Source organism: Cellulomonas telluris, from assembly GCF_004886325.1.
GTDB lineage: Bacteria > Actinomycetota > Actinomycetes > Actinomycetales > Cellulomonadaceae > Cellulomonas > Cellulomonas telluris.
Window position 1 is genome coordinate 672,221 of the sequence record NZ_QXFN01000001.1, and the last position, 20,469, is coordinate 692,689.

16 protein-coding genes are annotated in these 20,469 nt (G+C 75.3%); 12 read left to right on the forward strand and 4 right to left on the reverse strand.

Annotated features, from left to right (window positions below; translation table 11 throughout):
- Positions 1 to 59 precede the first annotated feature (59 nt).
- A complete protein-coding gene (locus FB586_RS03240; protein WP_246036384.1) occupies positions 60 to 620 on the reverse strand; it encodes a gluconokinase in 561 nt (186 codons plus the stop codon).
- Between the two features lie 84 nt (positions 621 to 704).
- Here FB586_RS03240 and FB586_RS03245 point away from each other — a divergent pair, with 84 nt between their 5' ends.
- Entirely contained in the window at positions 705 to 1,784 is a 1,080-nt protein-coding gene (locus FB586_RS03245) for a magnesium and cobalt transport protein CorA (protein ID WP_246036386.1), read from the forward strand.
- A gap of 58 nt (positions 1,785 to 1,842) precedes the next feature.
- Positions 1,843 to 3,126, forward strand: a complete 1,284-nt coding sequence (locus FB586_RS03250) for an MFS transporter (protein WP_136517862.1) — start codon at positions 1,843 to 1,845, stop codon at positions 3,124 to 3,126.
- A 52-nt stretch (positions 3,127 to 3,178) separates the two neighbouring features.
- Here the strand turns inward: FB586_RS03250 and FB586_RS03255 are convergent, their stop codons facing one another.
- On the reverse strand, positions 3,179 to 4,642 hold the full coding sequence (locus FB586_RS03255; protein WP_136517863.1) for an outer membrane protein assembly factor BamB family protein: 1,464 nt from the start codon (positions 4,640 to 4,642) through the stop codon (positions 3,179 to 3,181).
- Between the two features lie 53 nt (positions 4,643 to 4,695).
- On the opposite strand from FB586_RS03255, the gene FB586_RS03260 reads away from it, so the two are divergent.
- From FB586_RS03260 to FB586_RS03285, 6 genes are all read left to right on the forward strand, one after another.
- Positions 4,696 to 6,291 (forward strand): outer membrane protein assembly factor BamB family protein, encoded by a 1,596-nt coding sequence (locus FB586_RS03260; RefSeq protein WP_136517864.1) that lies wholly within the window; start codon positions 4,696 to 4,698, stop codon positions 6,289 to 6,291.
- A gap of 129 nt (positions 6,292 to 6,420) precedes the next feature.
- The gene (locus FB586_RS03265; RefSeq protein ID WP_136518278.1) at positions 6,421 to 7,446 is read left to right on the forward strand and encodes a LacI family DNA-binding transcriptional regulator; all 1,026 of its coding nucleotides are present in this window, start codon (positions 6,421 to 6,423) and stop codon (positions 7,444 to 7,446) included.
- A gap of 387 nt (positions 7,447 to 7,833) precedes the next feature.
- On the forward strand, positions 7,834 to 9,261 hold the full coding sequence (locus FB586_RS03270) for a glycoside hydrolase family 10 protein (protein ID WP_136517865.1): 1,428 nt from the start codon (positions 7,834 to 7,836) through the stop codon (positions 9,259 to 9,261).
- Between the two features lie 130 nt (positions 9,262 to 9,391).
- On the forward strand, positions 9,392 to 9,838 hold the full coding sequence (locus tag FB586_RS03275; RefSeq protein WP_136518279.1) for an ArsR/SmtB family transcription factor: 447 nt from the start codon (positions 9,392 to 9,394) through the stop codon (positions 9,836 to 9,838).
- Entirely contained in the window at positions 9,835 to 10,752 is a 918-nt protein-coding gene (locus FB586_RS03280) for a cation diffusion facilitator family transporter (RefSeq protein WP_136517866.1), read from the forward strand. Before FB586_RS03275 ends, FB586_RS03280 begins: the two co-directional genes overlap by 4 nt.
- A 221-nt stretch (positions 10,753 to 10,973) precedes the next feature.
- Positions 10,974 to 11,531, forward strand: a complete 558-nt coding sequence (locus FB586_RS03285; RefSeq protein WP_136517867.1) for a DUF2231 domain-containing protein — start codon at positions 10,974 to 10,976, stop codon at positions 11,529 to 11,531.
- A 48-nt stretch (positions 11,532 to 11,579) separates the two neighbouring features.
- Here the strand turns inward: FB586_RS03285 and FB586_RS03290 are convergent, their stop codons facing one another.
- On the reverse strand, positions 11,580 to 12,953 hold the full coding sequence (locus FB586_RS03290; RefSeq protein WP_136517868.1) for an MFS transporter: 1,374 nt from the start codon (positions 12,951 to 12,953) through the stop codon (positions 11,580 to 11,582).
- A gap of 111 nt (positions 12,954 to 13,064) precedes the next feature.
- Between FB586_RS03290 and FB586_RS03295 the strand changes: the two genes are divergently transcribed.
- The 4 genes from FB586_RS03295 (at position 13,065) to FB586_RS03315 (ending at position 18,540) form a co-directional block, all read left to right on the forward strand.
- The gene (locus FB586_RS03295; RefSeq protein ID WP_136517869.1) at positions 13,065 to 13,355 is read left to right on the forward strand and encodes a GNAT family N-acetyltransferase; all 291 of its coding nucleotides are present in this window, start codon (positions 13,065 to 13,067) and stop codon (positions 13,353 to 13,355) included.
- Positions 13,356 to 13,804: 449 nt separating this feature from the next.
- Entirely contained in the window at positions 13,805 to 15,310 is a 1,506-nt protein-coding gene (locus FB586_RS03300) for a glycosyltransferase family 2 protein (RefSeq protein WP_136517870.1), read from the forward strand.
- A complete protein-coding gene (locus tag FB586_RS03305) occupies positions 15,303 to 17,126 on the forward strand; it encodes a glycoside hydrolase family 26 protein (RefSeq protein WP_246036388.1) in 1,824 nt (607 codons plus the stop codon). The genes FB586_RS03300 and FB586_RS03305 overlap by 8 nt, the downstream gene beginning before the upstream one ends.
- Positions 17,127 to 17,178: 52 nt before the next feature.
- Entirely contained in the window at positions 17,179 to 18,540 is a 1,362-nt protein-coding gene (locus FB586_RS03315) for a UDP-glucose dehydrogenase family protein (RefSeq protein ID WP_136517871.1), read from the forward strand.
- Positions 18,541 to 18,685: 145 nt separating this feature from the next.
- Here FB586_RS03315 and pgm read toward each other — a convergent pair whose 3' ends face one another.
- Entirely contained in the window at positions 18,686 to 20,371 is a 1,686-nt protein-coding gene (pgm, locus tag FB586_RS03320) for a phosphoglucomutase (alpha-D-glucose-1,6-bisphosphate-dependent) (RefSeq protein ID WP_136517872.1), read from the reverse strand.
- Positions 20,372 to 20,469 lie beyond the last annotated feature (98 nt).

The window sequence follows — 20,469 nt, forward strand, 5'->3', positions numbered from 1 at the left end:
GTACGGAGCGCAGGTCCGGCCCCGGCAGGGGTCCGGCGGCGGCGAACCGTTTCAGGCGGTCAGCCAGCGGCGCGCGACCCCGTCGCGGCGGCGCCGTCGCGCGCGTCCTGCTCACCGAGCAGCCGCAGCGCGTCCGCCACGGTGGCCTCGACGTCGCCGCGCACGTGCACGGTCACCCCGTCCTCGTCGGCCTGCAGCGGCTCCAGCAGCGCGAGCTGGGACTCCAGCAGGGCCGGCGGCATCCAGTGGCCCTGCCGCTGCGCCACGCGCTCGCGCAGGAGGTCGGCCGGCACGTCGAGCAGCACGAACCGCACGCGTCCCTCGGCCGCGGTGAGGGTCGCGCGGTACACGCGACGCAGCGCCGAGCAGGCGACCACGGTGGAGCGGCCGGCGCGCGCGTGCTCGGTCATCGCGTCGCGGACCGCGGCGAGCCACGGCCACCGGTCGTCGTCGGTGAGCGCGACGCCGCTGCTCATCTTCGCGACGTTGGCCTCCGGGTGCAGGTCGTCCCCCTCGACGAACGGCCGGTCCAGCCGTGCCGCGACGCCCCGGCCGACGCTCGACTTGCCGGTGCCGGAGACGCCCATGACGACGAGGTGCTCGACCGGTGCGGTGTCCACGCGTCACACCCTGCCACCCGGCGCCGCTGCCCGGGCCGCCCACGCCCGGCCCGGGTACGGTCGCCCGGGTCGGGAGGAGCGGACGTGGACGTGGGCAGCAGCGGGGTCGTGGACGGCACGGGCGCACCCGGCACGGCGGGGCCGTCGGGCGCGGAGCGCGTCGTCGTCGACTCCGCCCTCTACGTCGGCGGGCGGCGGCAGGCCGGTCCGCTCTCGGTCGCGCAGGCGGCGCGGGAGGCGCAGGCCCCGCGCGGGGAGGACGGGTTCGTGTGGCTCGGGCTGCGCCACCCCACCGCGGACGACGTCGTCGACGTCGCCGCCGCGTTCGGGCTGCCCGCGCTCGCGGTCGAGGACGCCGTGAAGGCCCACCAGCGCCCCAAGCTCGAGGTCTACGACGACGTCGTGTTCGTCGTGCTCAAGCCGGCCCGGTACGTCGACCACGACGAGGTCGTCGAGGTCGGCGAGATCGCGATGTTCCTCGGCCCGCGGTTCGTCGTCACCGTCCGGCACGGCCACGGCGAGGTGCTCGGGCGGGTGCGCGCCGAGATGGACCGCGGCGAGGGCCCCGCGGCGGGCTTCGGCCCGGCGGGCGTCCTGTACCGGGCGGCGGACCTCGTCGTCGACGGGTACGAGCAGGCGCTCGAGGAGATCAACAGCGACGTCGACGACATCGAGGCGCGCGTGTTCGGCCCCGGGCAGGGCAACCACGCCGAGCGGATCTACAAGCTCAAGCAGGAGGCGGCCGAGCTGCGCCGCGCCGTCCTGCCGCTCGGCCGCCCCCTGCAGCGCCTCATGGAGGCGGACGTGCCGCACGTCCCCGAGGCCGCTGCGCCGTACTTCCGCGACGTCCAGGACCACCTGCTGCGTGCCGCCGACGCCGTCGAGGCGGTCGAGCGCCAGCTCGGCGACGTGCTGCAGGCCAACACCGCGCGCGTCACGGTCGGGCAGAGCGAGGTCGCGCTGCGGCAGAACGGCGACATGCGCAAGATCTCCGCGTGGGCGGCGATCGCGCTCGTCCCCACCGCGATCGCCGGCGTGTACGGCATGAACTTCGACCACATGCCCGAGCTGCACTGGGTCTACGGGTACCCGGCCGTGCTGGTGGTCATCGTCACCGCGTGCGTCGTGCTGCACCGCGTGTTCCGGCGCAACGGCTGGCTGTAGGGCGCACGTCACGCCGCCGCGGCCGGGTCGGGCCGCGGTGCCGCCGTAGCATCGCCCGGTGCGCCACCTGCTCGTCGACCTGACCCCGGTCCGGGTCAGCCCGGCGTTCCGGCGGCTGTGGCTCGGCCTGTCGGTCGCGAACCTCGGCGCACAGCTGACGGTGGTCGCGGTGGGCCTGCAGGTGTACGCGCTGACGGCCTCGACGCTGGCCGTCGGCGTGCTCGGGCTGTGCGCGCTCGTGCCCCTCGTCGTGTTCGGGCTGTACGGCGGCGCGCTCGTCGACCACTACGACCGGCGGACCGTCGCGCTCGTCGCGTCGGTGGTCAGCTGGGTCGCGGTGCTGGTGCTCGTGGCGCAGGCGGTGCTCGGCAACGAGCACGTCGGGCTGCTGTACGCGCTGGTCGCGGTGCAGTCGGCCGCCGGCGCGGTGAACTCCCCGGCGCGCTCGGCGATCATCCCGCGCCTGCTCGAGCCGCGGCTCATGCCCGCCGCGAACGCCCTGCAGACCATCGGCTGGAACACGGCCCTGACGGTCGGCCCGCTCGCGGGCGCGGTCCTCGTCGCCTCCGTCGGCTACGCCTGGGCGTACGCCGTCGACGCCGTGCTGTTCACCTTCGCGCTCACCGCGCTGCTGCGCCTGCCGCCCGTCCCGCCCGAGCCGTCCGCGACCCGCCGGGAGCGCCTCGGCCTCGGCTCGGTCGTCGACGGCCTGCGCTACCTCGGCACGCAGCCGAACGTGCGCATGACGTTCCTCGTCGACATCGTCGCCATGGTCACCGCCATGCCGCGCGCGCTCTTCCCCGCCGTGGGTGTCCTCTACCTGGGCGGCGGCGAGGCGACCACGGGCGCGCTCACGGCCGCGATCGCCGTCGGCGGCATCGTCGCCGGGCTGTTCTCCGGCGGGCTGGCGCGCGTGCGGTGGCAGGGGCGGATCATCGCGGTCGCGATCACCGCGTGGGGGCTGTCGGTCGTCGGGTTCGGCACCGTGCTCGTCGCCGCCGGACGCACGTCGCCGGACCACGCGCTGCCCGTCGCGCTCGCGCTGGCGCTGGCCGCCCTCGCCCTCGCGGGCGCCTCCGACACCGTCTCGTCGGTGTTCCGCCAGACGATCCTGCAGACCGCGACCCCGGACGACATGCGCGGGCGCCTGCAGGGCGTGTTCGTGGTCGTCGTGGCGGGCGGACCGCGCCTCGGCGAGCTCGCGCTGGGCGCGGCCTCCACGCGGGTCGGCGAGGGGTGGGCGGCCGTCGCCGGCGGCGTCGCGTGCGTCGTGCTGCTGTGGGTGCTCGTGCGCGCCCAGCGCACGTTCTGGGACTACGACGCCCGCGCCCCCGCACCGTGATGCGGGCGGTCGTCGTGAGGCGCCGCCCGGCCGACGCGCGGACCGGGCCCGGTCAGCCGAGCACCAGCGGCCCGTCCGCCCCGAGCGCCACCACCGCGCCGGCCCACGGCTGCACCGACGTGACGTCGGAGGGCAGCGCGACGGTCCGCCGCACCGCGCCGTCCGCGGGGTCCAGCCCGACGAGCTCGCGACGCCGAGCCGCGCCGGCGACCCGGCGCGGCTCGTACAGCAGCGTGCCGTCGGTGACCACCCCGAAGAAGGACGCACCCTCGCGCGGGCGTTCCCAGAGCAGGGCGCCCGTCCGGGCGTCGACGGTCGCGAGCAGGACCGGCGTCGTCAGGTGCACCCGCCCGTCCAGCAGGGATGCGGCGTCGACGAGCGGCACCGCCACCTCCCAGCGGACCTCGCCGGTCCGCGCGTCGACGGCGCGCACGTGCCCGCCGTCCCGCGCGAGCAGCAGCCCGGGCACCGATCCGTCGTCGACGCGCACGGCGACCAGGCTCCCCGTGACCCGCACGTCGCCGCCGGCCCGCAGCACCGTGCCGTGCTCACGGCCGGGGACGACCACCTCGACCCGCCCGTCCGGGAGGGGGACGACGTGCGCCTGCGCCGTGCCGGGCAGCGGCGCACGCAGCCGCCGGCCGTCCTCGGGGTCGAGCAGCACCACCGAGCCGTCCTCCCGCACGACCGCCGCCGTCCCGTCCGCGAGCGTGCGCACGTCTGCCGGGCCGACGGCGCCCGCACCCCCGGACAGGACGTCGACCTCGGCAGGGGGCAACGGCGTGGCCCACCGCTCCCGCGCGTCCTCGGCGTCGACGGCCCACACGTGCGACCCGCCGGCCGGGTCCGTCCCCAGCAGCACGACGAGGTCCGCCACGCGGGTGGCCGCGTGCGCGAGCGCGTCCCCGTGCCGGGCGGCGTGCTCGGCCAGGACCTCGCCCGTGGTGGCGTCGAGCACGAGCAGCCGCGCCGTCGTCGGCGTCGTGGTGAAGCTGCTCGTCCCCTCGACCACCAGGTACGCGTCGACGGCCAGGCAGACGACACGGTGCTCGCCCGTCGCGAGGCAGCGGGTGCCCGCGGGCTCCGTCGCGCCCCCGCGCTCGCCCGGGGCCGGCAGCAGGGGCACGGACCAGCGCACGTCGCCGCTCGGCGTGTCGACCGCGACCGCGTCCTGCGCCCCGTCCGCCGCGGTGCGCACCGCGACGACCGTCCGCGGGTCCCGCCACCCCGGCACCGGCGCGAGGTGCGGGTCGGGCGACCAGCGGGCGGCGAGCGCATCCGGCAGGGGCGCGACCGCCCCGGCGACGTCCAGCGCACGCTCGAGGCGGTCGCGCTCGCGGGCGTCGACGACGGCCTGCGCGATGCCGAGCCCGCCGAGACCGACGGCGACGGCCCCCGCGACGGCCCACCACCGCCGGGCCCGGCCGGCGCGGGGGCGCGCCGTGCCGGGGTCGCCACCGGCGTCCGCGCCGGGCGGCTCCTCGACGAGCTCCACGTCGCGTGTCCCGCGCCTCATCCGGGCACGCTAACCGAGCCCGGAGCCACCGGCGGCGGGGGTAGCGTCCGCGCATGGCGCTGCGCGACGTCGAGCTCGTCGAGGACGAGCCGGAGCGACCGGACGGCCCGGACGAGGGCGGGCCGGCGCGGCCCTGGCTGCGCCGCCACCCGCGCGCGGTCGGCGCGCTGGCGGTCGGGCTCGTCCTCGCCGTCGCGGTGGCCGCCGGGCTGGAGGTGCGCGCGCGGCAGCAGGACGCCGCCCGCGTCGAGGCGCTGCAGGGGGTGCCGGGCGTGCTGCGCCCGCTCGACCCGGCGCTGCCGGTCGACGTGAGCGTGTCCCGGTCCTACGAGGACGCGACGGCGTTGCCCGTCGCCGTCCATGCGCTGCTCGCCGGCGTCGCGGCCGGGGACGTCGTGGTGGCGGGCGTGTGGGATCCCGACGGCGTCGACGTCGTCGGTGTCGGTGCCGAGGACGGCAGGGAGCGCTGGCGGACGCCGATCGCGCCGCCACCCGACCTGCCGGCCCCCGAGTCGCGCTGGGTGTGGTGCACCGCGTACGGGCGCCTGCCCTGGCAGCCGGCCCCGGCCGTGCCCGCCGGACGGGGGCCCGTCGCCTGCACGGCGGAGTGGCTGCCGCCGTCCGCCCCCGCCGCCGACGGGAGCATGACCGCGCAGAGCCGGACGTCCCTCCTCGAGGTCGACCCGGTGGACGGACGCGTCCTGCACCGGGTCGAGCTGCCGCCGGGGCGGTCCGTGGCACGCGCGCCCCACGGCTGGGTCACGGCGACGGCCGAGGGCGGGACCGTCGTCGTCGAGTCGCTCGCGGGCGACGGGACGTCCCGGTGGCGGACCGTCCTCGACGTGCCGGGCGGCGACCCCGTCCTCGGTGCCGGCGAGTTCTTCGGCGTGCTCGTCGACGAGGAGCGCGTCCTCGTGCAGGCGGAGGGTGGCGCCTGGGTGCTCGCGGCGCAGGACGGCGCGGCGGTCGGCACCGTGGCCGACGCGGGGGCCGGGATGGCACGGCTGCTGCCCGGGGGGCGTCTGCTGCTGGAGGACGCGACCCCGTCCGGCGCGCCCCGGGGCGTCCTGCACCTCCCCGACGGGACGTCGCACGACCTGGACGGCGAGGAGCTCGTGCAGCCGGCGCTCGACGACGGCAGCCTCGGCGACGTCCTCCTCACGACGGACCGGGGCGACGGGCTCGGGGTGGAGGGCCGCGTGACGCTGCGCGGACCGGACGGCGAGGCGCTGTGGTCGGCGCAGGGGCGGCCGGCCGGCGGCGCCCTGGTGGTCGACGGCACGGTCGTCGTGCTCGACGGGACGCACCTGCGGCGCCTGGACGGCCAGGACGGGGACGAGCGGTGGAGCGCGCCGCTGCCGCGCCGCGTCGGTGCCGGGCAGCTGCTGACCGACGGCCGTGTGCTGCTGCTCGGGACGAACACCGGCCTGGACGCGTGGACCTACGACGGCGCGCACGCCTGGTCGGCCGCGCTGCAGCGCGACGGCGACGAGGTGCGCCTGCGGGCGGGGGAGGCGGTGCCCTCCCCGACGGGTCCGTCCGCCGGCGTGGCGGACATGGTGACGTGGACGGCGACGGCCCGGGGACGGCTCGTGCTGATGGTGTCCTCGACGACGTCGTCGCGCGAGGACGTGCTCGTGCTCCGCTGAGGCAGCGGCGGGCCGGCGACGGCGCCGGTGTAGATTGCGGGCGGTCCCGGCGCGTGGTCCGCCGGTCGCGGCATCGGGGGCCCTCGGGACGCCGCCGTGACGAGGCGAAGGGGATGGGCTGTGGCGACGATGGTCGACGTCGCGCGCCTCGCCGGCGTGTCGGTCAAGACCGTCTCGAACGTCCTCAACGGCTACCCGTACATCCGCGAGACGACGCGTGCGCGCGTGCTCGAGGCGATCGACGAGCTCGGGTACGAGGTCAACGTGACGGCGCGCAGCCTGCGGTCGGGCCGCACCGGGATGATCGGGCTCGCGGTGCCGGAGCTGGGGCAGCCGTACTTCGGCGAGCTCGCGGACGAGGTGCTGGCCGCCGCGCGCAGGCACGGCGTGCAGGTCCTCATCGAGCCCACCGGCTTCACGCGCGAGGGCGAGCTGGCCGCGCTGCGCGAGCCGCGGCGCGGGCTCGTCGACGGGCTGGTGTTCAGCCCGGCCGCGCTGGAGCAGGACGACGCGCCGCTGCTCGAGGAGGCCGGCTACCCGCTCGTGCTCCTGGGCGAGCAGGTCTTCTCGTCCCGTGTCGACCACGTGACCATGCGCAACGTGGAGGGGGCGCGCGCGGCGACGGACCTGCTGCTCGACCTGGGCCGGCGGCGCATCGCGGCCGTCGGCATGCTGCACTCCCGGACCGCCGGGTCCGCGTCGCTGCGGTACCAGGGCTACCGCGAGGCGCTCGCCGCGCGGGGGCTGGAGGTCGACGACCGGCTGCTCGGCTGGGCCGACGACGGCTGGCACCGGGCGAACGGCGCGCGCGCGATGGCGCACGTGCTCGACACCGGCGTGGAGGTGGACGGCGTCGTCGCGTTCAACGACGCGCTCGCGGTCGGGGCGATGTTCGAGCTGCAGGTGCGCGGGCTGCGGATCCCCGGCGACGTCGCGGTCGTCGGCTTCGACGACGTCGAGGACGCGCGCTACTCCGTGCCGACGCTCACCACCGTCGACCCCGGTCGCCGGGAGATCGCCGACGTCGCGGTCGAGCTGCTGGTGCGACGGGTGCAGGAGCGCCTGTCGCCGCCGGACGAGCCCGCGCCGCCGGTGCTGCACCTGGCGGACCTGCGGGTCGTCGAGCGGGAGAGCACGCCGCGGCGCGACCGCTGACGGGACTCCCTGTCGCTGCCGTCACCGCCGGCGCGGGCTGTACCCGGGTGCGCCGACCCGTCGTCCCGGGGTCCGCCGACCCGTCGTCCCCGGCCCGCCGACCCGTCGTCCCGGGCCTGCCGAGGAGCGCCCGCGGTGGCAACGGACGTTCCGACACTTTCGATTACGGTCGGTGCCGGCGGCGCGGCGTAGTCCCTCCCCGGAGCGGGACGCTAGCGCGAAACGCGCGTCTACATCGATAGAGATCACCCGCAGGAGTGATGAAACGGTTCGAAAGCCAGCCGAAACCCGTCCGCCGATCCGTCCTCCTTGACCGGGTTTCCCGTGGCAACGGAGGGTGGCGTGCCGGTTTCTCGCCGGACTTCCACCACCCCCGAGGAGGGATCGATGACGACCCCACGTCCGAGGACGCGACGCGGCCTCGCCGCCGTCGTCGGCGGCGTGGCCGCCGCCACCCTGGCCGTCGCGCTCGCCGTCCCGGCGTCCGCCGCCGGCAGCACGCTGCAGGCGGCCGCGGCCGAGAGCGGCCGCTACTTCGGCACCGCGATCGCCGCGAGCCGGCTCAACGACGCGACGTACACGACCATCGCGAACCGCGAGTTCAACATGATCACGGCCGAGAACGAGATGAAGATGGACGCGATGCAGCCCAGCCGCGGCCAGTTCAACTGGTCCAGCGGCGACCGCATCGTCAACTGGGCCCGCCAGAACGGCAAGCAGGTCCGTGGCCACGCGCTCGCGTGGCACTCGCAGCAGCCCGGCTGGATGCAGAACATGTCCGGCAGCGCGCTGCGCACCGCGATGCTCGACCACGTCACGCAGGTGGCGTCGTACTACCGCGGCAAGATCCACTCCTGGGACGTCGTCAACGAGGCGTTCGCCGACGGCTCGTCCGGCGCCCGCCGCGACTCGAACCTGCAGCGCACCGGCAACGACTGGATCGAGGCCGCCTTCCGGGCCGCCCGCGCCGCCGACCCGAACGCGAAGCTCTGCTACAACGACTACAACACCGACAACTGGCAGCACGCCAAGACGCAGGCCGTGTACCGGATGGTCCAGGACTTCAAGGCGCGGGGCGTCCCGATCGACTGCGTCGGCTTCCAGGCGCACTTCAACTCGGGCAACCCGGTGCCGTCCAACTACGACGTCACGCTGCGCAACTTCGCCGCCCTCGGGGTCGACGTGCAGATCACCGAGCTCGACATCGAGGGGTCGGGCAGCTCGCAGGCGCAGCAGTACCAGGGCGTCGTGCAGGCGTGCCTCTCCGTGCCCCGCTGCACCGGCATCACGGTGTGGGGCGTGCGGGACACGGACTCGTGGCGCGCCTCGGGCACGCCGCTGCTGTTCGACGGCTCCGGCAACAAGAAGGCCGCGTACACGAGCGTCCTCAACCAGCTGAACCAGGGCGGCACGCCGGTCCCGAACCCGACGACGCCGGGACCGAACCCGACGACGCCGGCACCGAACCCCACGACGCCCGCGCCGAACCCGACGACGCCTGCGCCGAACCCCGGGGCGAGCTGCACGGCCACGTACTCCGAGGGCCAGAAGTGGAACGACCGGTTCAACGGCACGGTGACCATCCGCGCCAACACGGACATCAACAGCTGGACGTCCACGGTGACCGTCCGCTACCCGCAGCGCGTCATCGCGACCTGGAACGGCTCCCCGACGTGGGACTCGTCCGGCAACGTCATGACGATGCGCCCGAGCGGCGGCGGTGCGCTCGCCGCGGGCCAGACCGTGAGCTTCGGCTTCACGGTGCAGCACGGCGGCAACTGGACGTGGCCGTCGATCAGCTGCGCGGCCTCCTGACGGCCGGCGACGGGCCCTGACGGGTCGGACGACGGGCGCGGCACCTGCGGGTGCCGCGCCCGTCGGCGTCGGTGGCGCGCCGTGACGGTTGCCGCGCGTGCCGCAGGCGGGCCATCATCGGCGGGTGGCGATGACGGCGGAACGCACCGATCCCGCGGCGGCCGACGACGACCGTGGCGTCGCGGTGGCGTCCGCGCTGTTCCGGTGCCTCGGCGACCCCTCCCGCCTGGCGATCCTGCGCCACCTGCTGCTCGGCGAGCACCGCGTGGTCGACCTGACCCGGCACATGGGCCTCGCTCAGTCCACCGTGTCGCAGCACGTCGCGTGCCTGCGCGACTGCGGCCTCGTCACCGCCCGCGCGCAGGGCCGGGCGAGCGTCCTGTCGGTGCCGCACCCCGACGCCGTGCGCGCGCTCCTCGCCGTCGCCCAGGCGCTGCTGGCCCGCACGGGCGACGCGGTGGAGCTCTGCCCGGTGCACCCGGCGGACGACGGGGCTGACGACGGGGTGGACGACGGGCCCGACGGCGAGCCCGACGACGAGGCGGACGTCGAGGCGGACGTCGAGGAGGCCCGGTGAGCGCCGGGCACCACCACGGCCGCGCGACCGCCACGGGCCGTCACCGGGGGCGGCTCGCCGTCGTCCTCGCGCTCACCCTGGTGGTCGCGGCCGTGCAGGTCGTCGGCGGTCTGGCGTCGGGCTCGCTCGCGCTGCTCGCCGACGCCGGGCACATGGTGACCGACGCGAGCGGCGTCGCGATCGCGCTCGCCGCGGCGGCCCTCGCCGCACGGCCGGCCACGACCAGCCGCACGTTCGGGCTGCAGCGCGCCGAGGTGCTGGCGGCCCTCGCCAACGGGCTGCTGCTCGCCGCGGTGGGCGTGTGGGTCGTCGTCGAGGCGGTGCGGCGCTGGTCGGACCCGCCGGAGGTCGCGTCGGGGACGATGCTCGCCGTCGCGGCGCTGGGCGCGGCCGCCAACGTCGTCGGCCTGCTCCTGCTGCGGCCGGGCCGGCGCGAGAGCCTCAACGTGCGCGGCGCGTACCTCGAGGTGCTCGCGGACCTGGCCGGCTCGGTCGCGGTGCTCGTCGCGGGCGTCGTCATCGCGACGACGGGTTGGGCGCGCGCCGACGTCGTGGCGTCGCTCGTCATCGGGCTGCTCGTCGTCCCCCGGGCGTGGTCGCTCCTGCGCGACGTCGTCGACGTGCTGCTGGAGTCCACGCCGCGGGACCTCGACCTCGACGCGGTGCGGGCCCGCATCCGGCGGGTGCCCGGCGTCGTCGACGTCCACGACCTGCACGCCTGGACCATCACGAGCGGGGTGCCCGTGCTGTCCGCGCACGTGGTCGTCGACGACGCCTGCCTGGCCGGCAACCGCAGCGGGCAGGTGCTCGACGCGCTGATCGCGTGCCTCGGCGAGCACGTCGACACGGCGCACTCGACGTTCCAGCTCGAGCCGGTCGGCCACGCCGCGCACGAGCCGGTCCAGCACGCCTGACCGCCTCGGCTCGGCGAGCGCGCCACACACCGGACGAGCGCGCCACACGTGTCCGGTGCGCTCGACGGACGTCCGGCGCGCTCGCCGCCGGCCGCACTCGACGGGGGCGGGGGCAGGGGCGCGAGGCGGGCCGTCGCGGTGCGAGGTCGCGTCACCCCGGCCATGCTGGACGGGGCGCCGAGAGCGCGCCCGCGTCCCGCAGCGACCGTCCGGAGGCCCCCGTGTCCCACACGCGCTCGATCGACACCGACAACACCGCCCTCGGCTGGACCCTGCAGCTGGAGGAGGCGAAGGGCCTGGACCCGGCCGTCTCCGCCGCCCGCGCGTTCTACGCGCCGGTCCTGGGCAACGACGCCCTGCGCGGGCTGCTCAACGGCGAGCCGATCGGCCACGCGCTGCACCCGCTCATGACGGACCTGCCGCTGGGCCTGTGGATCAGCGCGACGACGCTCGACCTCGTCGGCGGGCGGAGCTCGGAGAAGGCCGCGGACCGCCTGCTCGGCCTCGGCGTCCTCGCGGCGCTGCCGACCGCGCTGACGGGTGCCGCCGACTGGTTCAGCGGCAACCGGCGCGTGCAGCGCGTCGGCCTGGTCCACGCGGCGCTCAACGGCGTGGGCCTGGGCATGTACGCGGGTGCGTACCTGCTGCGCAAGAAGGGCAAGCGCAAGCTCGGCAAGGCGGTCGTGCTGGCGGCGGGCGGCGTGGTCGCCGTCAGCGGGTACCTCGGCGGGCACATGACCCTCGTCCAGGGCTACCCCGAGGGCGGCCTCGCCGACTGACGGGCCGACTGGCGGGCGCGGGCGGTCCGCCGGGCTCAGGCGCCGGGCTCAGGCGCCGGGCGTCTCCCGGCGCGGCGCGACCTCCGACGCCGTCTCGCACGCCGCCACGCTCGCGCCGCCCGTGGCGGAGGGGCTGAGGTCCTCGACCTGCCGGACCTCACCCTGCCGGACCTCGCCCCCGGCGCCCGGTGCCGCGTCGCCGGGCGCCGCGGCGGGCGTGCCCGCGTCCGGACGCGGGCGCAGCACGGGCAGCGCGACGAGGGTCGCGACGAGCGCGCCCGCGCCCGCCACGACCACGACGAGGAACCCGGCGTGCGCGCCGCCGGCGTCGATGCGCGAGCCGGCGACGGACGACCCGACGGAGACGCCCACCCCGAGGGCCGTGCTGACCCACGTGAGGCCCTCGGTGAGCCGGCCGGGCGGCACGAGACCCTGCACGAGCGCGTTGCCGTTGATGATCGACGGCGCGATGGCGAAGCCGACGACGAACATGACGACCGCCAGCACGGCGAGCGACTGGGCGAGGAAGAACGCGCAGACCCCCACGGCGAGGGCGATGACGCCGAGGGCGAACCGCAGGTGCAGCGGCGACGTCCAGTGCCGCGCGCCGTACAGCAGGCCGGAGACGAGCGAGCCCAGCGCGAACACCGCGAGCACCGCGCCGGCGAGCGCGGGCCGGCCGGCCTCCTCGGCGAACGCGACGGTCGCGACGTCGGTCGCGCCGAAGATCGCGCCCATCCCGACGAAGACGAGCACGAGCACGACCATGCCGGGCGAGCGCAGCACCGTCCCGTGGGACCCGTCGCCGGTGGTCCGCGTGCCCGCGGCGGGCGGCTCGGTGCGGCGCTGGGCGAGGAACGCGAGGCCGCCGACCAGCATGGCGACGACGGGCACCACGAGTCCGGCGGACGGTGCCACCGACGTCGCGAGCACCGTCGCGAGGACCGGCCCGACGACGAACACGAGCTCGTCGAGCGCGGACTCGAGCGAGAAGGCGGTGTGGACGCCGCGGGGGTCGTCGCCGAGCGCGTGGTTCCAGCGCGCCCGCACGAGCGCGCCGAACGACCCGATGGTCGCGCCGGCGAGCACTGCGGCGGCGTAGAGCCAGGCCGGGTGCGCGTGCAGCGTCGCGGCCAGGACGAGGAGCGCGATCCCCGCGGCGGACGTGAGCAGGGCCGGGCGCATGACCCGCGCCTGCCCGTACCGGTCGACGAGGCGCGCGATCTGCGGCGAGCCGACGGCCTGCGCGACGACGAACACGGCCGACACCCGGCCGGCCAGGCCGTAGGAGTCGTAGATCGCCTCGACCATGAGGACGATGCCGATGCCGACCATGGACATGGGCATCCGGGCGAGGACGCCGGTGGACGAGAACGCGAGTGCGCCGGGGCGCGCGAGGACGTCCCGGTAGGGCTGGAGCATGCCCTCACTCTCGCACCCGGCGGGGACAGCGGGCGCCGGCGGCGGGAGGGCGCGGGGCGGCCCGGCGCGTCCCGACCTGCGGGCGGCGCCGTCGTGCCGCAGGATCGGGGGATGAGCGACGTCGTCGTGACGGATGTGCCGGAGGACCAGCGCTTCGAGGCGCGCACCCCGGACGGCGACCTGCTGGGCGTCGCGGTGTACCGGGTGCAGGGGGACGACGTCGTCCTGACGCACACCGAGGTCGACCCCGAGGTCGAGGGGCGCGGCGTCGGCTCGACGCTCGTGCGGGGGGCGCTCGACCGGCTGCGCGCGCAGGGGCGTGGCGTCGTGGCCGAGTGCCCGTTCGTCCGGTCCTGGGTCGAGGAGCACCCCGAGTACCAGGACCTGCTGACCGGTCACTGATCGCTCGGCACCCGCGCGTGGGGGCTCGTCGGTGTCCCCCGATCGTGAGACGTCTGTCACGCCGAGGATGACCTCTGTGACGTCCTGGACGACTGACCTGCAGCGTCCCTGACCTGCGGGTTGACCCGGTTTGCCCCGGGGGATCGTGGACGAATGTCCGAAAGGAACGTTTACCGGCAATTTACTGATACGTATTTGCCTTCACCCTTTCGGGCGGTCCATCCTCATACCACCGACCGGTGGCGGCCGCATCCAGCGGCGCCCGGGCACGACGGCCGGGGACGGGGCGTGCAGCCCTGCGCCCGGCGCGCGACCCCCGGTCGAGCGGCCCCGGCCGTACCCGTCCCGACGTACGTCTCCCGCCCCCGGGGGGTCGTGCGTGTCCGGCTGCGCCGACGACGCCGATCAGCCGATCAAGCCGATCCCTCCGGATTCTCCAGGAGATCCACTTGTTCATCTTCATCCTGCAGATGCGGCACATGATCGAGGCGCACAACGAGGTCTACCTCTTCGCTGTGTTCTCCGCCCTCGTCTGGGCCCTCTGGATCCTCAAGGTGGTGCTCTCGCGGCGCTACCGCCCCGTCACCGCCCCCCACCAGGCCACGACGTCGGTGGTCATCCCCGTCGTCGACGAGCCCCTCGACCTGTTCCGCGACGTGCTGCGCCGCATCGTCGAGCAGGAGCCCGACGAGATCATCGTCGTCATCAACGGCGCGCCGAACCCGGGCCTCGAGTCGGTCTGCGACGAGTTCGGCCCCGTCGTGCAGCACGTGCACACGCCCATCCCGGGCAAGCGCAACGCCGTCAAGATCGGCACCGAGATGTCGCACGGCGAGATCACGGTCCTCGTCGACTCCGACACGGTGTGGACCGACGGCACGCTGCCCGAGCTGGTCAAGCCGTTCGCCGACCCGAAGGTCGGCGGGGTCACCACCCGGCAGCGCATCCTCGAGCCCGAGCGCTCCTGGATCACCCGCTGGGCCGACTGGCTCGAGAACACGCGTGCGCTCTACTCGATGCCCGCGCAGTCCGTGCTCGGCCAGATCGGCTGCCTGCCCGGCCGCACCATCGCGTTCCGCCGGCACATCCTCATGCAGGTCATGGACAAGTTCATGCACGAGAAGTTCCTCGGCGTCTTCCTCGAGGTCTCCGACGACCGCACGCTGACGAACCTCACGCTCAAGGCCGGCTACCGCACCGTGTACCAGTACACGAGCCTCGTCTACACCGACGCCCCGCTGCAGGTGAAGAAGCTCTTCAAGCAGCAGCTGCGCTGGTCGCGCGGGTCGCAGTACAACACGCTGCGCATGCTGCCCTGGATGCTCGGGCACGCACCGGTCCTGGCGATCTTCTTCCTGACCGACATCATCCTGCCGTTCCTGCTGTTCGGCACGGTCGCGGGCTGGATCTACCGGGGCCTGTCGGGCACCGGGACGAACCTCTACCAGGCGATCCTCGAGACCACCGGCGTCAACGGCTGGGTCTGGGTCGTCGGCCTGATGGTCGTCTCCTCCGTGCTGTCGATGGCGATCCGCCAGATCCGCCACCTGCAGGAGAAGCCCTCGGACTTCTTCCGCCTGCCGGTCTTCATCATCGTCTCGACGCTCTTCCTCATGCCGATCCGGCTCATCGGCTTCTTCCGCATGGCCCACGTGGCCGGCTGGGGCACCCGCGCCGGTGCGTACACCGCCGGCCAGGAGGACGCCGTGAGCGACGACGTGATGGCGCAGCTGGAGCGCGAGAGCACCTCCGGCCACGCCCCGGTCGACCTCGTCGACCGCACCCCTCCCGGCGGCACGCCGGTGGCCGGTGACGGCCGCGTCGCGGTGCAGGCCCCGGCCCGCGCCCGCACCCGCACCGCCGCCCCGGCGCGGCGGCGCCTCAACCCCCTGGCCCTCGTCCCCTACGCGATCGGGATCGTGATGTTCGCACTCATGGCGGTGTTCTATGTCTGAGCGCACGGGCAAGCACTGGTGGACCCTCACCGGCCGGCTCGGCTTCGCCGCGCGGCTCGGTGCCCTCGTGACCGCGCTCGCCCTGGGCGCCGTCACCGGGATCGTCTGGCTGTCGCCCTCGGGCGCCCTGCCGGGCACGCCCAAGACCGCGGCCGAGAAGGAGCTCGAGCGCGAGGTCGCCGACCTGCGCGCCGTGCTGGCGGACCGCGACGACGAGATCGCCGCGATCCAGCGCGGCCAGGAGAAGGCGAAGTCCGAGCGCGCCGCCGCCGCCGAGCGCGGCAAGGCCAAGGCGGCGGCCGAGAAGGCCGCGGCCGCCGAGCGCGGCAAGCAGAAGGCCGCGACCGCGAAGGCGGCCGGCCAGGGCAAGGCCGCGCGCGAGAAGGCCGCGGCCGCCCAGCGGGGCAAGGCGAAGGCCGCCGCCGAGCGCGCCGCCGCCGCGGCCCGCGGCAAGGAGAAGGCCGCGCTCGAGCGGCAGCTGGCCGAGGCCCGTGGCGACGCGCAGGGCGCGGCGATCCGTGAGTCCGTCGCGGCGGCCCAGGTGGCCGCGGCGCGTGCCGCGGCGGCCGCCCGTGCCGAGGCCGCCAAGCCGGTCAAGCCGACGGCGCCCGCGCTGTCCAGCCTGATGGTCCCGGACCACCGGTACTTCGGCCTGTACACCCCGCAGTCGCCGTTCAACTGGGCCGAGGTCGACTCGGTGGCCAGCCAGGTCGGCCTCGCGCCGAACATGGCCGGCTACTTCCAGGGCTGGGACACCCCGTTCCGTGCCGACGCGGTCACCCGCTCGTGGGAGAAGGGCATGCTGCCGTTCCTCACGTGGGAGTCGCGACCGATGGCCGCGGACAACAACCAGGTCGAGGACCCGGAGTACTCGCTGCCCCGGATCATCGACGGCGCGTTCGACGACTACCTGCGCGAGTACGCCCGGGGCGTCGCGGCCACCGGCCTGCCGATGGCCATCCGTCTCAACCACGAGATGAACGGCAGCTGGTACCCCTGGTCGGAGCAGGGCAGCAACGCCAAGCCCATCAACGGCAACCGGCCCGGCGACTTCGTGAAGATGTGGCAGCACGTCCACGACATCTTCGAGTCCGAGGGCGCCAACGCCTACGTCATCTGGGTCTGGTCGCCGAACATCGTCAACAACCTGCCGGCGACGAACCGCACGCTGGACTACACGCGCAGCCTCTACCCCGGTGACGAGTACGTGGACTGGGTCGGCATGTCGGGCTACTACCGCCCGCCGTACCGCGAGGGGCAGACGCCGACGTTCGACTACACGTTCGGCCAGACCCTCACCCAGCTGCGTGCGATCAGCAGCAAGCCGGTCGTGCTCGCCGAGATCGGCGCGTCCGAGAGCGGTGGCGACAAGCCCCGCTGGACGACGGACCTGTTCGACGCGCTGGCCCGTCCGGAGAACTCCGACGTCATCGGCCTCGCCTGGTTCCACCACTCGGTGACGACCATCAGCGGCGGGGAGCGCATCACGAACGACTGGCGGATCACCTCGCGCAGCGACTCGCTCGCCGCGTTCGTCGAGGGCATCCACGACCCCGCGGCCGGCTTCCTGCCGGGCGCGGCCCCGCTGGCCGCGGCGAGCCCGCTCGCCGCGCCCGCGGAGCCGTTCGCCGCGGAGCAGCCCGCCGCACCGGCCCCCGAGGCCGCACCGGAGCCGGCGCCCGTCCTCGGGCCGCCGACCCCCACGCCGACGCCCCAGCCCGCGAACGCGCCGGCACCGACGTCGACCCCCGCCCCGACCACGGGCCCGGCCCGGCAGTCGTCCACCCCGACGCCGTCGCCGACGCCCAGCCGCTGACGCCCTCCGGCGGGGGCGCCCCGCGCCCCCGCCCCGCCTCCAGGAGCACGACATGACCAGCAAGCGCACCACCGCGCCGGCCGCGGCCGACGCCCCCCGCATCACCGTCCTCGGCACCGGGTACCTCGGCGCCACCCACGCGGTCGCCATGGCCGAGCTCGGCTTCGACGTCACCGGCGTCGACACCGACCAGGGCAAGGTCGAGGCCCTGCAGGCGGGCAAGGTCCCGTTCTTCGAGCCCGGGCTGCCCGAGCTGCTCGAGAAGAACCTGCAGACCGGCCGCCTGCGGTTCACCACGGACGTCGCGTCCGCGGTGGCGCAGGGCGACGTGCACTTCGTGTGCGTCGGCACGCCGCAGCAGCGCACGTCGCACGCCGCGGACCTGCGGTTCGTCGAGGCCGCCACGACGGCGATCGCCCGCCACCTCACCAAGGACGCGGTCATCGTCGGCAAGTCGACCGTCCCGGTCGGCACCGCCGCGCGCCTGCGGGAGCTCGTCGCGGCCGAGGCCCCCGCGGGCCTCGACGTCGAGCTCGTGTGGAACCCGGAGTTCCTCCGCGAGGGCAAGGCCGTGCAGGACACGCTGCACCCGGACCGCATCGTCCTCGGCGGGGTCTCCGCCAAGGCGGAGGCGATCCTGCGCCGCGTCTACGCGACCCCGATCGCCGAGGGCGCGCCGGTCGTCGTGACCGACCTGCCGACGGCGGAGCTCGTCAAGGTCAGCGCGAACGCGTTCCTCGCGACGAAGATCTCGTTCATCAACGCGATCGCGGGCGTGTGCGAGGCCGCGGGTGCCGACGTGACGGTCCTGGCCGACGCCCTCGGCCACGACGTGCGCATCGGCCGCCAGTTCCTCGACGCCGGCCTCGGCTTCGGCGGCGGCTGCCTGCCCAAGGACATCCGCGCCCTTATGCACCGCGCGAACGAGCTCGGTGCCTACCGGGCGACCGCGCTGCTGCAGCAGGTCGACGAGATCAACATGGGCCAGCGCGAGCGGGTCATCGACCTGGCGCTCGAGGCCTGCGGCGGCTCCGTCCTCAACAAGCGCATCGGCGTCCTCGGTGCGGCCTTCAAGCCGCTCACCGACGACGTGCGCGACTCGCCGGCCCTCAACGTGGCGGCGGCCCTGCACCTGCGCGGCGCGCAGGTCACGGTCTACGACCCCGAGGCCGGCGACACCGCCCGCCGCCTGTTCCCGACCCTGTCGTACGCGACGGGCGTCGAGGAGGCCGTCGAGGGTGCGGACGTCGTCCTCGTCCTGACCGAGTGGGACGAGTTCCTGCAGGCGGACGCGGCGAAGCTCGCACCGCTGGCGCACCAGGCGAAGATCATCGACGCCCGCGGCAAGCTCCAGGCGAACGCCTGGCGCGACGCCGGCTGGCAGTTCACGGGCCTGGGCCGCACCGCGGCCTGACCCGCACGACCGCGGCCGCGGTCCCGCCCCACGTCTCCGGGGTCGGGGCCGCGTCCCGTGCACGGAGCGCCCCCCGAGCGCCGTGCACGCCGAGGGCCCGGCCACGTCTGTGGCCGGGCCCTCGCGCGTGCGGCGGTGCCGCCCGTCAGGCGCCCAGCGCGTCCGCGACGACCTGCCGCGCCTCCTCCTGCACCCGCTGCAGGTGCTCGGGGGAGACGAACGACTCGGCGTAGATCTTGTAGACGTCCTCCGTGCCCGACGGCCGCGCCGCGAACCACGCGTTCTCCGTCGTCACCTTCAGGCCGCCGATCGCCGCGTCGTTGCCCGGCGCGCGCGTCAGGCGCGCCGTGATCGGCTCGCCGGCGAGCTCGGTCGCGGTGACCTGCTCGGCGGACAGCGCCGCGAGCGTCGCCTTCTCCTCGCGCGTCGCGGGGGCGTCGACGCGGGCGTAGTACGACTCGCCGAACCGCTCCACGAGCTCGCCGTGGTGCTGGGAGGGGCTGCGCCCGGTCGTCGCGAGGATCTCCGAGGCGAGCAGCGCCGGCAGGATGCCGTCCTTGTCGGTCGTCCACACGGTGCCGTCGGTGCGCAGGAACGACGCACCGGCCGACTCCTCGCCGCCGAACCCGACGGACCCGTCGACGAGCCCCGGCACGAACCACTTGAAGCCGACGGGCACCTCGAGCAGCCGGCGGCCCAGCGACCCCGCGACGCGGTCGATGAGCGAGGACGACACGAGCGTCTTGCCGATGGCCGTGCCGTCGGGCCAGCCGGGCCGCGCACCGCCGTACAGGTAGGAGATGGCGACCGCGAGGTAGTGGTTCGGGTTCATCAGCCCGGCGTCGGGCGTGACGATGCCGTGCCGGTCGGAGTCGGCGTCGTTGCCGGTGGCGATGTCGAACGGCGCGGCACCGCCGGCGCCGGGGCGCATGCGCTCGAGCAGGGACGCCATCGCGTACGGCGACGAGCAGTCCATGCGGATCTTGCCGTCCCAGTCGAGCGTCATGAACGACCAGCGCGGGTCGACCGTGGGGTTCACGACCGTGAGGTCGAGCCCGTACCGCTCGCCGATCGCGCCCCAGTACTCCACCGACGCGCCGCCGAGCGGGTCCGCGCCGATGCGCACGCCGGCCGCACGGATCGCGTCGAGGTCCACGACGTTCGCGAGGTCGTCGACGTAGGAGGACAGGTAGTCGTGCTTGCGCGTGGTGTCGGCGGCGAGCGCCTGCTCGACGCCCACGCGCGGGACGTTGCGCCAGCCGGAGCGCAGGATCTCGTTCGCGCGGTCGGCGATCCAGCCCGTGGCCTCCGAGCCGGCGGGCCCGCCGTGCGGCGGGTTGTACTTGAAGCCGCCGTCGCGCGGCGGGTTGTGGGACGGCGTCACGACGATGCCGTCGGCGAGGCCCGGGCCGGCGGTGCGCACGCCCTCGGACGTACCGGCGCCGTTGTGCCGCAGGATCGCGAGCGACACCGCCGGCGTCGGCGTCCAGGAGTCGCGGGCGTCGACGTGCACCTCGACGCCGGCCGCGGCCAGCACCTCGAGCGCCGTCGTCCACGCCGGCTCCGACAGCGCGTGCGTGTCGCGACCGATGAACAGCGGGCCGTCGGTGCCCTGCCCGCGCCGGTACTCGACGATCGCGGCGGTGATGGCGACGATGTGCGCCTCGTTGAAGGCCCCGTCGAGCGCGGAGCCGCGGTGGCCGCTCGTGCCGAAGACCACGCGCTGCGCGGGGTCGTCGAGGTCGGGCTCCCGGTCGTGGTACGCCGCGAGCAGGGCGTCCACGTCGATCAGGTCGGACGGCTGGGCAGGGGTTCCGGCGCGCGGGTCCATGCCCCGATCCTCGCGCAGGGGAGGGGCGCGGCGCACGCGGTCGGGCGGGTCCTGGGCGACGGGCGGACGGACGGCGGACGACGACGGGCGGCGGCCCT

Coding starts and splice junctions, on each gene's coding strand:
- FB586_RS03290 (WP_136517868.1), bottom strand. CDS start 12,953: ATGCTCCAGCCCTACCGGGACGTCCTCGCGCGCCCCGGCGCACTCGCG.
- FB586_RS03295 (WP_136517869.1), top strand. CDS start 13,065: ATGAGCGACGTCGTCGTGACGGATGTGCCGGAGGACCAGCGCTTCGAG.
- FB586_RS03270 (WP_136517865.1), top strand. CDS start 7,834: ATGACGACCCCACGTCCGAGGACGCGACGCGGCCTCGCCGCCGTCGTC.
- pgm (WP_136517872.1), bottom strand. CDS start 20,371: ATGGACCCGCGCGCCGGAACCCCTGCCCAGCCGTCCGACCTGATCGAC.
- FB586_RS03315 (WP_136517871.1), top strand. CDS start 17,179: ATGACCAGCAAGCGCACCACCGCGCCGGCCGCGGCCGACGCCCCCCGC.
- FB586_RS03305 (WP_246036388.1), top strand. CDS start 15,303: ATGTCTGAGCGCACGGGCAAGCACTGGTGGACCCTCACCGGCCGGCTC.
- FB586_RS03265 (WP_136518278.1), top strand. CDS start 6,421: ATGGTCGACGTCGCGCGCCTCGCCGGCGTGTCGGTCAAGACCGTCTCG.
- FB586_RS03255 (WP_136517863.1), bottom strand. CDS start 4,642: ATGAGGCGCGGGACACGCGACGTGGAGCTCGTCGAGGAGCCGCCCGGC.
- FB586_RS03275 (WP_136518279.1), top strand. CDS start 9,392: ATGACGGCGGAACGCACCGATCCCGCGGCGGCCGACGACGACCGTGGC.
- FB586_RS03260 (WP_136517864.1), top strand. CDS start 4,696: ATGGCGCTGCGCGACGTCGAGCTCGTCGAGGACGAGCCGGAGCGACCG.